This is a genomic window from Paraburkholderia dilworthii, assembly GCF_000472525.1.
Lineage (GTDB): Bacteria > Pseudomonadota > Gammaproteobacteria > Burkholderiales > Burkholderiaceae > Paraburkholderia > Paraburkholderia dilworthii.
Map to the genome: position 1 here is coordinate 63258 of NZ_AWZT01000020.1, position 13126 is coordinate 76383.

Sequence of the window (13126 nt, forward strand, 5' to 3'; positions counted from 1 at the left end):
GTTGACGCGGTGGCGGTCGGGTGGCCGGAACACGAGGTCGCGGTCGGCAATCGCAGGCGGTCGTTGTGAGGATCGGCAGGAGGCAGCGATGGAAGCATCAGATCTGCTGGCGGATTCAGAACCGGTCCTGAAGGACTGGACAATGAAACGCAACTGCTCGGTGTCGCCGCGGCAGTTCGTATGTTTCTACGTGTCGCTTGCGTTGTTCTCGTTGGCAATTGCTTTCATGCTGGTTCTGGTCGGCGCCTGGCTGGTGTTGCCGTTCACCGGCATCGAATTGCTGGCGGTGGGCGTCGCCTTTGCCATATATGCGCGTCATGCTGTCGATTACGAACGCATCCGGTTGTTCCAGAACCGGCTCGTGATCGAACAGGTGAGCGCCGAGCAGGTCACGCAGTTCGAGTTCAATCCGCGCTGGGTGCGGATCGAGGCTGGCGCAACACCGCGTGATCGGATCAGGCTGGTCTCGCGCGGCGAGACGATCATGATCGGGCAGCATCTCGCGCAGCACCGGCGCGCGCAGTTCGCCGGCGAATTGCGCATGTGGCTCGCGCGTTGTTAGAAGCGTCGAAGCATGCGGCGTTCAAGGGGAGCGCGGCCAGGCCGTCACGGGGTCAGCGGGCCAGCGGGGTCGAGGGTTTGAATGGAAATTTTGGGTAAGGAAGCTATGAAAACAATCAAGCGAGCGCTCATGGGCGTGCTGGCGATGAGCGGACTGCTTTTCGCCGGTGCCGCCCTGGCAGTGGGCGATGTTCCGGGCGGCCCCGCCGTCAACGAGATCAATCTCCAGCCGCCTGCGACGAAAATCGCTGAGGAGCTCTACAGCCTCCACACGTTCATGCTGATTCTTTGCACGGTGATTTTCATCGGCGTGTTCGCTGTGATGTTCTATTCGATCTTCGCTCACCGCAAATCGAAAGGGCATAAGGCTTCGAATTTCCACGAAAGCACCACCGTCGAAATCATCTGGACGATCGTGCCGTTCGTGATCGTCGTGTTGATGGCGCTGCCGGCGACCAAGACGGTCGTCGCGATGAAGGACACAACCAACGCCGACGTCACGATCAAGGTCACCGGCTACCAGTGGAAGTGGGGCTACGACTACGTGAAGGGTCCGGGCGAAGGCATCAGCTTTCTCTCCACGCTCGCCACGCCTCGCGCCGAAACCGATGGCCGTCAGCCGATTTCAACCACGTACCTGCAAGAAGTCGACAATCCGCTCGTCGTGCCGGTCGGCAAGAAAATCCGCATCATCACCACGGCGAACGACGTGGTTCACTCCTGGTACGTGCCGGCCTTCGGCGTGAAGCAGGACGCGATTCCCGGCTTCGTGCGCGACACGTGGTTCAAGGCTGACAAGATCGGCACCTTCCGCGGCTTCTGTACCGAACTTTGCGGCAAGGAACACGCGTTCATGCCGGTCGTGGTCGAAGTGCTCTCCAATGACGACTACGCGAAGTGGGTCGACACGCAGAAGAAGAAAATGGCCGCGGGTCAGGACGACCCGAACAAGACTTATACGATGGCCGAGTTGATGGAGCGCGGCGGCAAGGTGTACGCGGCGAACTGCGCAGTCTGCCATCAGCCGACGGGCAAGGGCGCGGGCGCATTCCCGGCGCTCGACGGCAGCAAGGTCGCCAACGGCGCGATCGCCGAGCATGTCGGCATCGTACTGAAGGGCAAGAACGCAATGCCTTCGTGGGCGCCTACGCTGAACGACGTCGAGATCGCTTCGGTCATCACGTTCGAGCGTAACTCGTGGGGCAACCACACCGGCGATATTCTCCAGCCGAAGCAGGTCGCAGACGCCCGCAACGGCAAGATGCCGGAAGGCGGCAACCATCTGGCCGACGCAGGTGCGGCGGCGAGCGGCGCGCAAGCGGCATCGGGCGCGGCGGCAGCTTCGGACGCATCGGGTGCGCAAGCAGCGGCGGCGGGTTCCGAAAGCGCGACGGCATCGCAAGTCGCGCTGCCGGCAAGCGTCTACTTCGACACAGGCAAGAGCACGCTGCCGGCCGACGCGAAAGCTGCGGTCGAAGCAGCCGCGGCCTACGCGAAGGCACATCCGGACGCGAAGTTCACGCTGTCTGGCTTCACCGACGCCACCGGTTCCGCCGACACCAACGCGAAGCTCGCAAAGAGCCGTGCCGAAGCCGTGCGCGACGCGTTGAAAGCAGCCGGCATCGCCGAAGACCATATCATTTTGAAGAAGCCGGAAACGATCACGGGCGGCAGCGACGCGAAAGAAGCCCGGCGTGTTCAGATCAGCCCGGCTGCCTGACGTGTCATGGTCAGCACCGCAGTATTCGCTTTAGGAGATTGTCATGTCTAGCATCGGACACGATGTAGTCGCGGGCCACGAGCACGTGCACGGCGACCATGCCCACGAAACGCCGCATGGCTGGCGTCGTTGGCTGTTCGCAACCAACCACAAGGACATCGGTACGCTGTACCTGATCTTCTCGTTCACCATGTTCCTCTCCGGGGGCGTGATGGCGCTGATGATCCGTGCCGAGCTGTTCGAGCCGGGACTGCAAATCATGCGCCCCGAGTTCTTCAACCAGTTGACCACCATGCACGGCCTGATCATGGTGTTCGGCGCGATCATGCCGGCCTTCGTCGGCTTCGCGAACTGGATGGTGCCGCTGCAAATCGGCGCGTCGGACATGGCGTTCGCCCGCATGAACAACTTCAGCTTCTGGCTCCTGCCGGTGGCGGCTGTTCTGCTCGTCGGTTCGTTCTTCTCGCCGGGCGGCGCGACCGCCGCGGGCTGGACGCTCTACGCGCCGCTGTCCACGCAAATGGGCCCGGGCATGGACTTCGCAATATTCGCGATCCACCTGATGGGTGCTTCGTCGATCATGGGCGGCATCAACATTGTCGTGACCATCCTGAACATGCGCGCGCCCGGCCTCACGCTCATGAAGATGCCGATGTTCGTCTGGACGTGGCTCATCACCGCGTACCTGCTGATCGCCGTGATGCCGGTTCTGGCTGGCGCGATCACGATGGTGCTGTTCGATCGCCACTTCGGCACGTCGTTCTTCAACGCGGCAGGCGGCGGCGACCCGGTCATGTACCAGCACATCTTCTGGTTCTTCGGGCACCCCGAGGTGTACATCATGATCTTGCCGGCGTTCGGGATCGTGTCGCAGGTGATTCCGGCGTTCTCGCGCAAGCCGCTGTTCGGCTATAGCTCGATGGTGTACGCCACGTCGTCGATCGCGATTCTGTCGTTCATGGTCTGGGCGCACCACATGTTCGCAACCGGCATGCCGGTGACGGGCCAGTTGTTCTTCATGTACGCGACGATGTTGATTGCGGTGCCGACCGGCGTGAAGGTGTTCAACTGGGTCGCGACGATGTGGCGCGGTTCGCTCTCCTTCGAAACGCCGATGCTGTTCGCGGTTGGCTTCCTGCTGGTGTTCACGTTTGGCGGCCTGTCGGGCCTGATGCTCGCAATGGCGCCGCTCGACATCCAGTATCACGGCACTTACTTCGTGGTCGCGCACTTCCACTACGTGCTGGTGGCCGGTTCGCTCTTCGCGCTGTTCTCGGGCTGGTACTACTGGGCGCCGAAGTGGACCGGCTGGATGTACAACGAAACGCGCGGCAAGATTCACTTCTGGGCGTCGATGTTCTTCTTCAACCTCGCGTTCCTGCCGATGCACTTCGTGGGTCTCGCAGGCATGCCGCGTCGTTACGCCGACTACCCGGCGCAGTTCACCGACTGGAACCAGGTGATCTCGATCGGCGCGTTCGGCTTCGGTCTCGCGCAGGTGTACTTCCTGTTCGCGGTTGCGCTGCCTGCATATCGCGGCGGCGGTGACCACGAAAAGGCTGGCGACAAGCCGTGGGACGGCGCCACGGGCCTCGAATGGACCGTGCCGAGCCCGGCTCCGTTCCACACGTTCGAAAACCCGCCGACCGTCGAGTGATCGTCGTTTAGCGAGGTGGCCGGTTCCGACGACGCGATCGCGTCGTCGCGGGAATCGGACAGCAGCGAAAGCGGGGCAATGGCAGTAACGAGGCATTCAGAAATCCGAGCATGACGCGCAATTCACAGGAAAGACGTACACCGGAGCAGATTCGAGCGAGCAACAGGCGGATAGGTCTAGTGCTGCTCGCGATCGCAGCGGTATTTTTCGCGAGCGTCATCATCAATCAGGGTTGGTTTTCCTGACGAAAGCGGGCCAGTTCGGGTTTGCAGGTTTGTTGAGGATTGAGATGTCGACGCAACCGCCGGCTCAGGCCGATCGCTCTTTTAACCGTTCGATGCTCGTCAAGCTGTTCGTCGTCGCGTTGATGATGTTCGGTTTTGGTTTTGCGCTGGTGCCGATGTATCGCGCGATCTGTCAGATCACCGGCATCAACAACCTGGTGCAGCGCGATGCGACGGTGCGCGAGGCGAAGAATACGCAGATCGACATGAGCCGCACGATTTCGATCGAATTCGATGCGAACGCGCGCGGCCCGCTCGGTTTCAAGCCGGAGCAGCGCAGCCTGGACGTGCATCCGGGCGAAGTGACGACAGTGTTGTACGAGGTAAGCAACGAGCAGGCGCGCACGATTCAGGCGCAAGCCATTCCGAGCTACGCGCCGAAGCAGGCAACCGAGTACTTCAAGAAGATCGAGTGCTTTTGCTTTACGCAGCAGACGTTGACGGCAAATGAGACAAAGCGGATGCCGGTCGTGTTCGTCGTCGATCCGAAGTTGCCGAAGGACGTGAAAACGATCACGTTGTCGTATACGTTTTTCGAGTTGAACACGCCGGCAACGGCGAAGGTCGGAAGCGCGGCGCTCCCGGCCGAAACGGCGGCAACTGCTGCCAATCCCGCCTGACGGCTCAGGCCGCGGGCGAAGGAAGATAACAATGAGCGATAACAGCGGCGGCCCGCGCAAAAGCAGTTTTGGCCAGTCGATGCGGGCGGTGTTCTGGTCGTTTTTCGGCGTGCGCAAGCGGCGCGATCTGGAAGCCGATGCCACGCAACTGAACCCGCTGCACGTGATTATCGCGGCGTTGATCAGTACCGCCATTTTCATCGGCGTGCTGATTCTGGTGGTGCGCGCGGTGGTGGGCTGACGCTGCTGGCAAGGCGCGCGCACGATGCAGTACCGGGCGTAGCAGCGCCCACGAATTAGAGTGAAGCGGTGCGGTACACACGCGCCGCCGAAGATACAGCCGGAGCTTTCCGGAACAACTGGACTGAAGTGGAGAATCAAGAATGAGCGGTCAAAACGAGAGCCCGTACTATTTCGTACCGCATCCGTCGCGGCATCCGATCAGCGCCGCCGTGGGGTTGCTGGTCATGCTCGCATCGCTTGCGGCGTGGATCAACGAACATGAACTGGCGCCGATCGGCGTTGTCGTCGGTCTGTTGTGGCTGCTCTTTACGCTGTGGCACTGGTTCGGCGACGCGATTGCCGAATCCGAAGGCGGCATGTACGGCAAGAATGTCGACAAGTCGTATCGCTGGAGCATGAGCTGGTTCATCTTCTCCGAAGTGATGTTCTTCGGCGCTTTCTTCGGCGCCCTCTTCTACGCACGCGCAATCGCGTTGCACGAACTGGCGAGCCTCGACTACAAGCTGATCTGGCCTGATTTCTCCGCGGTGTGGCCGAACAACGGTCCCGCGTCGCTCGTGTCGACGTTCAAGTCGATGACGCCGTGGCCGGTGCCGACCATCAACACGGCGCTGCTGCTCTCTTCCGGCGCCACGCTGACGGTCTCGCACCACGCACTGCGCGAAGATCATCGCAAGAAGGCGATGATCTGGCTGGCGGCTACGCTAGTGCTCGGCGTCTGCTTCCTGTTCCTGCAGGGCTTCGAATATTTCCACGCGTACAACGAACTGAACCTGACGCTGGCTTCGGGCGTGTACGGCTCGACGTTCTTCCTGCTGACGGGCTTCCACGGTTTTCACGTGTTCCTCGGCGGCACGATGCTGGCGGTGGTGCTGGTGCGGATGATTCGCGGCCACTTCACGGCGGAACACCACTTCGCGTTCGAAGGCGCGGCCTGGTACTGGCACTTCGTGGACGTGGTCTGGCTCGGACTGTACGTGGTCGTCTACTGGCTATAAGGCCGGTGGGACCGCGCCGGGGCCGGCTACGCCGGAACGTGCGCGGGCCGTCGCGCAGCGTGCTTCGGGACGCGGCGCACGAGCAGTGAGCAGGATTGATGCAGCGCCGCCCTCGACCCTGTCAGGGCGGCGTTTTGTTTAGGGCAGCGATGGTTCAGGGCAGCGATGCTTGCGCCGGGCTCAGCGCCCGTACGGAATGCCAGTCGAGTGAATCCAGCCCATCCAGTACGCAAACAGGATGAAGAGGAATAGCGAGATCGAAAGCCCGACGCGCGTGGCGAGCGACCAGACCATCCGCTTGGTTTTGCCCTTGTCATGCATCATGAAGTACAGCGCCGACACCATGCTGGCGATGATCAGGACAAAGGCGATGGGAACGAGAATGTGCATGGAATCTGCTGAAACGGAGAAGCGCGAAGGCAAGATAAGTATTATCTCACCGCGCGCCAGCGTTTGCCCTGCGTTCCCCGCGGCGCTCAACGCAGGCATGGAGTGTCGTCGATGAAAATCCGGCTCGTTCCCGCGTTGCTGATCCTGATCGTGGTCGCGGTGACCTTGCGGCTCGGTTTCTGGCAGCGTGACCGCGCGCATCAGAAAGAAGCGCTCGAGGCGCGCATCACGCAGTTCGAGAACGCGCCTGCGCAACCCGTCACCGGCGCGCCTGTGGCATTGAAAGACATCGAATTTCATCGCGTGAAGGCGCGCGGCACGTTTGTCGCGGACAAGGTCGTGTACCTCGATAATCGTCCGTATAACGATCAGCCGGGCTTTTATGTCGTGATGCCTTTTCAACTCAGCGACGGCGGTTATGTGCTGGTCAATCGTGGCTGGTTGCCGCGCAACATCAGCAACCGCGAGACGATCGCGCCGTACACTACGCCGCGGGGCGAAGTCGAGATCGAAGGCATTGCGCGAGCGGATGCGTCGCGCGCATTTGAACTGGGGCAGGGCGGGTCGGCCGCGCATCAGTCGATCCGCCAGAACCTCGATATCGCCGCGTACGCCGCCGAAACGGGACTGCCCTTGCAATCGTTCGTGATTCAACAATTGAGCGACGACGGCGACAAGCTCGTGCGCGACTGGCCGGCTCCAACCAGCGGCGTGGAGCGCAACTACGGCTACATGTTCCAGTGGTGGGGCATGGCGGCTGCGGCTTTGGCCTTCGGCCTGTACGCCGCGCGCCGCGCCGCCAGAAAACAGCAGGCGCCCAGCGTGTAATGCAGCGCGTGCCCGGCGCGGCTCAGCATGAGTCAGGCGAGCCGCACAATCATTGAAAGAGGTTATGTAGTGTCGACGCCATCTCCCCGTTCGCCGCAAGCCGGCAAACCCGCCACCGCGAAACCGATGCCTGGCCAGCCTAATGGCAAGGGCTCCTGGGAGCGCGGCCGCTGGATACTGCTGCTGCTCGCGATCGTCTGCGCCGCGCCCATCGCCGTGTCGTATTTCATGTACTACGTGGTGAAGCCGAGCGGCGGCAGCACGAGTTACGGCATGCTCGTCGAACCGCAACGGCCGATTCCCGAGTCGCTCGTCGTCACCGGCGAAGACGGCAAGCCGCTCAAGCTCGCCACGCTGCGCGGCCGCTGGCTGCTGATCTCGGTCGACGACACCGCCTGCGACAAAGCGTGCGCGACGAAGCTCTACTTCATGCGGCAAATCCGCGCGGCACAGGGCCCGGAACGCGAGCGCGTCGTAGAAGTGTGGCTTCGCACAGGTGCGGGCAACGTGGCTGACGTGATACAAAAGGCCTATCCCGATACCAACATGCTGCTTGCCGATCCGGCGCAGGTGTCGGCGTGGCTGCCGGCCGACAACGGCACCAAGGTCACCGACCATATCTACATGGTCGATCCGAACGGCAATCTGATGATGCGTTTCCCGAAAGATCCGAACCCGAGCAAGATCAAGGGCGACGTGACCAAGCTGCTGAAGTGGTCCAGCATCGGCTGATGCCGCAACCAGGGTAAGAGACGATGTTCGTACTGCAATTGGGCCTGATCGGCTTGTGTATCGCGTTGTTGCCGCTGTCCTACGTGTGGGTCAAGGCCGACGACAACAAGTTCCGCAAGCTCGTGTGGCTCACCACTTTCCTCACGCTCGACCTCGTGATGTTCGGCGGCTTCACGCGTCTGACCGATTCGGGGCTCGGCTGTCCGGATTGGCCCGGCTGTTACGGCACGTCGTCGCCGTTTATCGCGCACGCGGCAATTACCGCCGCGCATCAGGCGATGCCGACCGGCCCCGTCAGCATGACGAAGGCCTGGATCGAGATGATCCACCGCTACTTCGCGATGGCGATCGGCGTGCTGATCATCGCGCAGACGGTCATTGCATGGACCGCGCGTATCAAGCGACGTCCGCTGCACGTGTCGCCGTGGTGGCCAACTTCGCTGCTGCTGCTGATCCTCGTGCAAGGCGCGTTCGGCGCGTGGACCGTGACGATGAAACTACAGCCTGTCATCGTGACGACGCATTTGCTGCTCGGTCTCGCGCTACTGGGCACGCTCGGCTGGCTCGCCGCGCGGCAGACGCCGCTGCCCGCATACGAGCCCGAAGCCGCGCGCTGGCGCGCGGCCGCGATCGGGGGCCTCGTCTTGCTGATCACGCAAATCGCGTTGGGCGGCTGGGTCAGCACCAACTACGCAGTGCTCGCCTGCACGGATTTTCCGACCTGCAACGGCCAATGGGTTCCGCCGATGGACTTCGCCCACGGCTTCCATTTGTGGCGCGCGCTCGGCATGACCAGCAACGGCGACATGATCACGCAAGATGCGCTGGTAGCGATTCACTGGACGCATCGTACGTTCGCACTCGTGGTGGTCGCCTACCTCGTGTGGTTCGCGCTGAAACTGCGCCGTTTCGAGTCGCTACGGCGTCCGGCGACCGGCGTATTGCTGGTGGTGCTGATCCAGTTCATCACCGGATTGTCGAACATCGTGCTGCAATGGCCGCTGCCTATTGCGGTAGCTCATAACGGCGGCGCGGCGATCCTGCTGCTTCTGCTCGTTATGTTAAACTTTCGAATCGCTTATAGCCGTCCCGGCCGCGCCGTGTTTCCCGCGCGCGATGCCGCGCCAGCGTGACTCCACATGGACAGCACAACACTTCCCCAAACGCCCGGCAGCCGGATCTCGCAGTACATTGCGCTGACGAAGCCGCGCGTCACGCAACTCGCTGTGTTCTGCGCCGTCATCGGCATGTTCCTGTCGACGCCCGGCATGGTGCCCTGGACGGTTCTGATCGGCGGCACCGTCGGCATCTGGCTGTTGGCCGGTGCGGCGTTTGCAATCAACTGCCTCGTCGAACAAAAGATCGACGCGAAAATGCGGCGCACTTCGTGGCGTCCGTCGGCACGCGGTGAAATCACCACTACGCAGATTCTGCTGTTCTCGGCCGTGCTCGGCGGCCTCGGCATGTGGACGCTGTTCACGTTCGCCAATCCGCTGACCATGTGGCTCACGCTCGCTACGTTCGTTGGCTATGCCGTTATCTATACGCTGCTGCTTAAGCCGGCCACGCCGCAGAACATCGTGATCGGCGGTGCGTCAGGTGCCATGCCGCCGGCGCTCGGCTGGGCCGCCGTCACCGGTCAGGTGCCGGGCGACGCGTGGATTCTCGTGCTGATCATTTTCGTATGGACGCCGCCGCACTTCTGGGCGCTCGCGCTGTATCGCCGCAAAGACTATGAAAACGCCGGCTTGCCCATGCTGCCGAACACGCACGGCGAGAAGTACACGCGGCTGCACATTCTGCTTTACACAGTAATCCTGTTCGCGGTCACGATGATGCCGTTTATCTCCGGCATGAGCGGCGTGGTGTACCTTGCCGCGGCTGTGCTGCTCGGCGCAGTGTTTCTCGCCTACGCGTGGAAGATCTACCGCGAGTACTCCGACGATCTGGCGCGCCGAACCTTCCGTTATTCGATCGTCTATCTGTCGCTGCTGTTTGGTGCGCTGCTGGTCGACCACTATGTGCGCGTTGTGATCGGCGCGTAATACCATGCTCAATTCCCGCTTCGCGCGTGCGGCGCGTGCTGCTGTGATTGCCTGCGCGCTCGGCAGCGCGTTGTTCATGGCGGGCTGCGGCAAGCAGCAGCCAGCGTTCCAGAACCTCGACCTTACCGGCAATACACAATTCGGGAGCAACTTCTCGTTGCCCGATACGTCCGGCAAGATCCGCACAATGGCGGACTACAAAGGCAAGGTGGTGGTGCTGTTCTTCGGCTACACGCATTGCCCGGATGTTTGCCCGACGACGATGGCCGAGCTGTCGCAAGCGCTGCAACAACTAGGCCCCGAAGACGCGAAGCGCGTCCAGGTGTTGTTCGTCACCGTCGACCCCGAGCGCGATACAGCGGCGCTGCTTGCTCAATACGTGCCGGCGTTCAATCCGACCTTCGTCGGTCTGCGCCCCGCTGACGAGGCGCAATTGAAGAAGGTGACGAAAGACTTCCGCGTCTACTACGCGAAGGTGCCCGGCAAGACCCCCGACAGCTACACGATGGATCATACGGCGGCGAGCTACGTGTTCGACACCGACGGCAAGCTGCGCCTTTTCGCGCGCGACGGTCAAGGCGCCGCGCCGTGGGTCCACGACATCAAGTTGCTGCTCGACTGACGCGGTGGCCGCTTAGCGAGAGCGGGATCGATGCTGAGCGGATGCCGCATCAATGCCGCGCGAAGGTGGCACACTAGCCGCACAAACTCAAACCGGTATCGGCAGATTCAATCCTGGCGCGAGCCGTGTGGTCTTGAACTCCGTCACCTCATAACGCGCGAGCTTCTGCACGGCGAAGGGATCGGTTGCGAGGATTGCATCCAGCCTGTCGCGTTCGATGCGCACCGCCAGAATGATGCCGCCATCGCGCGGCACTTTCGGCCCAGCGGCGACGAATACACCTGCTTCGAATTGCGTCGTCAGAAACGCACGGTGCGCATCGAGCGCGTCGTCGATGCGCTCGAGCGGGGCGGTGTAGATCAGGTTAATTACATACATAGGCGTCCTCGCAGGCAATTGAACGTACCGCACGCAGTCGCGGCAACGTTTCGAATTATCGTGCACAGCGCGGCTTTTCACCGCCAATCCCGCTGCGCATACCCATATGTGATTGCGGTATTTCACATCTCGCGCGGCATATGAGACGATTTACGGTCCAGCCGGCTGCGCGCTGTTATCCCGCTGCTAACCGGGGTCATCAGTGCCCGCCTCCGGCTATCACCCGAATCCATTGCAAACGGACTCGATTAGAAACAGCGAGAATTACATGCAGCGCAGAAACATCCTCAAAGCCCTCTCCGCAGTGATCGCCGGCGCGGCGATCGTCACCAGCTTCGGCGCCTATGCCGACGACAAAGTCATCAAGGTCGGCACCATTGGCGGGCCGGATGCGCAGATCTGGGAAGTCGTCACGAAGGTGGCGAAGCGTGAAGGTCTGAACGTGAAGGTCGTCGAATTCAACGACTACGTGCAGCCGAACGCCGCGCTCGACGCCGGCGATCTCGACGCCAACAGCTTCCAGCATCAGCCGTATCTCGACAGCCAGATCAAGCAGCGCGGCTACAAGATCGTCAACGCGGGCCTTACCTATATTTCGCCGCTCGGCATCTACTCGAAGAAGCTGAAGTCGCTGAAGGATTTGCCGCAAGGTGCGAAAGTCGCGGTGCCGAACGATCCGTCGAACGAAAACCGCGCGCTGCTGCTCCTGCAAGCGCAAGGCGTGATCAAGCTGAAGGCCGGCGCCGGCACGAACGGCAATAACGCGACGGCGCTCGACGTCGCTGAGAATGCGAAGAAGATCAGGCTGGTCGAACTCGATGCAGCGCAATTGCCGCGCTCGCTGGCCGATGTCGACGCAGCCGCGATCAACACGAACTTCGCGCTGGCCGCCGGTTTGCAGCCGACCAAAGACGCGATTGCGCTCGAGGACATTCACAGCCCGTACGCGAACCTGATCGCGGTGCGCACGCAGGACAAGGACAAGCCGTGGGTGAAGAAGCTGGTTGCTGCGTATCAGTCGGAAGACGTGCGCCAGTTCATCAAGACGCAGTTCAAGGGTTCGGTGGTGCCGTCGTTCTGATGCGGCGGCCTACAAGCCTAGCTCCCATCGCTCGATCATCAGGTCCTTGCCGAAACGGCGCTCCGGCGCCGTGCTGACGAGCTGGAAACCGGCGCGCTTGCACAGGCGCCGCGGTTCTTCCAACGCGCTGGCCGTGGTCAGCGTCAGTCTCGTGTAACCCGCGCGCCGCGCGAACCGGGTCGCTTCGGTCATCAAGCGCGTGCCGATGCCAAGGCGCTGCAAATCCGGTTCGACCCACAAGAGGCGCACGCCGGCCACGGTCGTCGACACTGCGACGATGCACACCGCGCCCACCGCCATACCGTTCTGATCGGCGACGACGCACATTTCGCGAACGGTATCGTTGCGCTGTGTATAGTCCGCTACCACGCGCGCGAGCAACCCTTCGAACGACCCGTCCCAACCATATTGCGCCGCGAACCACTGCGCCTGCCGATGCACGAGCCAGCCGCATTCGCCGGGGCGCGGCGCGCGCAGTTCAATGGCGTCCTGCTGCGGCTTGTCGCCAAGCAGCCTTTCGATGACGTTCATCGCGGCAATCAACTGTTCCTGCGAGGCCGCGCTTAGGCCGCCCAGCAAATCCAGCACTTCTTCGACGGCCGCCGAGTCGAGCGGTGCATAGGCCGCGTGGCCGCTAGCCGTGAGCGCGATCAGCGACTGACGCGCGTCCGTCTCGGACGGGCGCCGGGTGATCAGATCGCGTCGCTCGAAATTAGTGAGTAAGCGGCTCAGGTAACCGCTGTCGAGTCCGAGGGCGCGGCCGAGCGCCGACGCCGTCTGCGCGTGTCCGCGCGACAGTTCGTGAAGCACACGCACTTCTGTCAACGAGAAAGTGCTGCGGGCCAGGTGTTCGTGCAGAGCGCCGATAAGCCGGGTGTAAAAGCGATTGAAATGGCGGACTGCCTGAGCCCGTTGCAGCGCCTCCGAATCGGTCAAATGCTGATCTCCGGATTTTTATGGATTCGCA

Annotated in this window: 16 protein-coding genes; 13 read left to right on the forward strand and 3 right to left on the reverse strand. The window is 62.1% G+C overall.

The window, feature by feature from the left end; genetic code table 11:
* The first annotated feature begins 88 nt into the window (after positions 1-88).
* The 7 genes from F759_RS0118515 to F759_RS0118540 all read left to right on the forward strand — a co-directional run bounded on the left by F759_RS0118515 (position 89) and on the right by F759_RS0118540 (position 6083).
* Positions 89-562: a DUF2244 domain-containing protein gene (locus F759_RS0118515; RefSeq protein ID WP_027801195.1), complete on the forward strand. Its 474-nt coding sequence runs from the start codon at positions 89-91 to the stop codon at positions 560-562.
* An 81-nt stretch (positions 563-643) separates the two neighbouring features.
* Positions 644-2281: a cytochrome c oxidase subunit II gene (gene coxB, locus F759_RS0118520; protein ID WP_027801196.1), complete on the forward strand. Its 1638-nt coding sequence runs from the start codon at positions 644-646 to the stop codon at positions 2279-2281.
* 43 nt (positions 2282-2324) lie between these two features.
* Complete coding sequence (gene ctaD, locus F759_RS0118525) at positions 2325-3938, forward strand: cytochrome c oxidase subunit I (protein ID WP_027801197.1); 1614 nt, start codon at positions 2325-2327, stop codon at positions 3936-3938.
* Positions 3939-4048: 110 nt separating this feature from the next.
* Positions 4049-4183, forward strand: a complete 135-nt coding sequence (locus F759_RS43670; RefSeq protein ID WP_020067032.1) for a cytochrome oxidase small assembly protein — start codon at positions 4049-4051, stop codon at positions 4181-4183.
* Positions 4184-4227: 44 nt separating this feature from the next.
* Positions 4228-4842 carry a cytochrome c oxidase assembly protein gene (locus F759_RS0118530; protein ID WP_027801198.1) on the forward strand — a complete coding sequence of 205 codons (615 nt, stop codon included), beginning with the start codon at positions 4228-4230 and terminating at the stop codon, positions 4840-4842.
* 31 nt (positions 4843-4873) lie between these two features.
* Entirely contained in the window at positions 4874-5083 is a 210-nt protein-coding gene (locus F759_RS0118535; RefSeq protein ID WP_027801199.1) for a DUF2970 domain-containing protein, read from the forward strand.
* Between the two features lie 142 nt (positions 5084-5225).
* Positions 5226-6083 carry a cytochrome c oxidase subunit 3 gene (locus tag F759_RS0118540; RefSeq protein WP_027801200.1) on the forward strand — a complete coding sequence of 286 codons (858 nt, stop codon included), beginning with the start codon at positions 5226-5228 and terminating at the stop codon, positions 6081-6083.
* 180 nt (positions 6084-6263) lie between these two features.
* Here the strand turns inward: F759_RS0118540 and F759_RS0118545 are convergent, their stop codons facing one another.
* Positions 6264-6473 carry a twin transmembrane helix small protein gene (locus F759_RS0118545; protein WP_020067028.1) on the reverse strand — a complete coding sequence of 70 codons (210 nt, stop codon included), beginning with the start codon at positions 6471-6473 and terminating at the stop codon, positions 6264-6266.
* A gap of 111 nt (positions 6474-6584) precedes the next feature.
* On the opposite strand from F759_RS0118545, the gene F759_RS0118550 reads away from it, so the two are divergent.
* The 5 genes from F759_RS0118550 (at position 6585) to F759_RS0118570 (ending at position 10700) form a co-directional block, all read left to right on the forward strand.
* Positions 6585-7301 carry an SURF1 family protein gene (locus F759_RS0118550; RefSeq protein ID WP_027801201.1) on the forward strand — a complete coding sequence of 239 codons (717 nt, stop codon included), beginning with the start codon at positions 6585-6587 and terminating at the stop codon, positions 7299-7301.
* A 69-nt stretch (positions 7302-7370) separates the two neighbouring features.
* The gene (locus tag F759_RS0118555) at positions 7371-8033 is read left to right on the forward strand and encodes an SCO family protein (protein WP_027801202.1); all 663 of its coding nucleotides are present in this window, start codon (positions 7371-7373) and stop codon (positions 8031-8033) included.
* Positions 8034-8056: 23 nt separating this feature from the next.
* On the forward strand, positions 8057-9166 hold the full coding sequence (locus F759_RS0118560) for a COX15/CtaA family protein (protein WP_027801203.1): 1110 nt from the start codon (positions 8057-8059) through the stop codon (positions 9164-9166).
* 6 nt (positions 9167-9172) lie between these two features.
* The gene (gene cyoE / locus F759_RS0118565) at positions 9173-10078 is read left to right on the forward strand and encodes a heme o synthase (RefSeq protein ID WP_027801204.1); all 906 of its coding nucleotides are present in this window, start codon (positions 9173-9175) and stop codon (positions 10076-10078) included.
* A gap of 4 nt (positions 10079-10082) precedes the next feature.
* The gene (locus F759_RS0118570) at positions 10083-10700 is read left to right on the forward strand and encodes an SCO family protein (RefSeq protein WP_027801205.1); all 618 of its coding nucleotides are present in this window, start codon (positions 10083-10085) and stop codon (positions 10698-10700) included.
* Between the two features lie 87 nt (positions 10701-10787).
* Here the strand turns inward: F759_RS0118570 and F759_RS0118575 are convergent, their stop codons facing one another.
* Positions 10788-11078, reverse strand: a complete 291-nt coding sequence (locus F759_RS0118575) for a YciI family protein (RefSeq protein WP_027801206.1) — start codon at positions 11076-11078, stop codon at positions 10788-10790.
* Between the two features lie 268 nt (positions 11079-11346).
* Here F759_RS0118575 and F759_RS0118580 point away from each other — a divergent pair, with 268 nt between their 5' ends.
* Entirely contained in the window at positions 11347-12159 is an 813-nt protein-coding gene (locus F759_RS0118580; protein WP_027801207.1) for a MetQ/NlpA family ABC transporter substrate-binding protein, read from the forward strand.
* Between the two features lie 9 nt (positions 12160-12168).
* Here F759_RS0118580 and F759_RS0118585 read toward each other — a convergent pair whose 3' ends face one another.
* Positions 12169-13095, reverse strand: a complete 927-nt coding sequence (locus F759_RS0118585) for a bifunctional helix-turn-helix transcriptional regulator/GNAT family N-acetyltransferase (RefSeq protein WP_027801208.1) — start codon at positions 13093-13095, stop codon at positions 12169-12171.
* Positions 13096-13126: the final 31 nt, after the last annotated feature.

Excerpts from the sequence above, each read along its gene's own strand:
- F759_RS0118515 (WP_027801195.1), top strand. The coding sequence starts at position 89 with ATGGAAGCATCAGATCTGCTGGCGGATTCAGAACCGGTCCTGAAGGAC.
- coxB (WP_027801196.1), top strand. The coding sequence starts at position 644 with ATGGAAATTTTGGGTAAGGAAGCTATGAAAACAATCAAGCGAGCGCTC.
- ctaD (WP_027801197.1), top strand. The coding sequence starts at position 2,325 with ATGTCTAGCATCGGACACGATGTAGTCGCGGGCCACGAGCACGTGCAC.
- F759_RS43670 (WP_020067032.1), top strand. The coding sequence starts at position 4,049 with ATGACGCGCAATTCACAGGAAAGACGTACACCGGAGCAGATTCGAGCG.
- F759_RS0118530 (WP_027801198.1), top strand. The coding sequence starts at position 4,228 with ATGTCGACGCAACCGCCGGCTCAGGCCGATCGCTCTTTTAACCGTTCG.
- F759_RS0118535 (WP_027801199.1), top strand. The coding sequence starts at position 4,874 with ATGAGCGATAACAGCGGCGGCCCGCGCAAAAGCAGTTTTGGCCAGTCG.
- F759_RS0118540 (WP_027801200.1), top strand. The coding sequence starts at position 5,226 with ATGAGCGGTCAAAACGAGAGCCCGTACTATTTCGTACCGCATCCGTCG.
- F759_RS0118545 (WP_020067028.1), bottom strand. The coding sequence starts at position 6,473 with ATGCACATTCTCGTTCCCATCGCCTTTGTCCTGATCATCGCCAGCATG.
- F759_RS0118550 (WP_027801201.1), top strand. The coding sequence starts at position 6,585 with ATGAAAATCCGGCTCGTTCCCGCGTTGCTGATCCTGATCGTGGTCGCG.
- F759_RS0118560 (WP_027801203.1), top strand. The coding sequence starts at position 8,057 with ATGTTCGTACTGCAATTGGGCCTGATCGGCTTGTGTATCGCGTTGTTG.
- cyoE (WP_027801204.1), top strand. The coding sequence starts at position 9,173 with ATGGACAGCACAACACTTCCCCAAACGCCCGGCAGCCGGATCTCGCAG.
- F759_RS0118570 (WP_027801205.1), top strand. The coding sequence starts at position 10,083 with ATGCTCAATTCCCGCTTCGCGCGTGCGGCGCGTGCTGCTGTGATTGCC.
- F759_RS0118575 (WP_027801206.1), bottom strand. The coding sequence starts at position 11,078 with ATGTATGTAATTAACCTGATCTACACCGCCCCGCTCGAGCGCATCGAC.
- F759_RS0118580 (WP_027801207.1), top strand. The coding sequence starts at position 11,347 with ATGCAGCGCAGAAACATCCTCAAAGCCCTCTCCGCAGTGATCGCCGGC.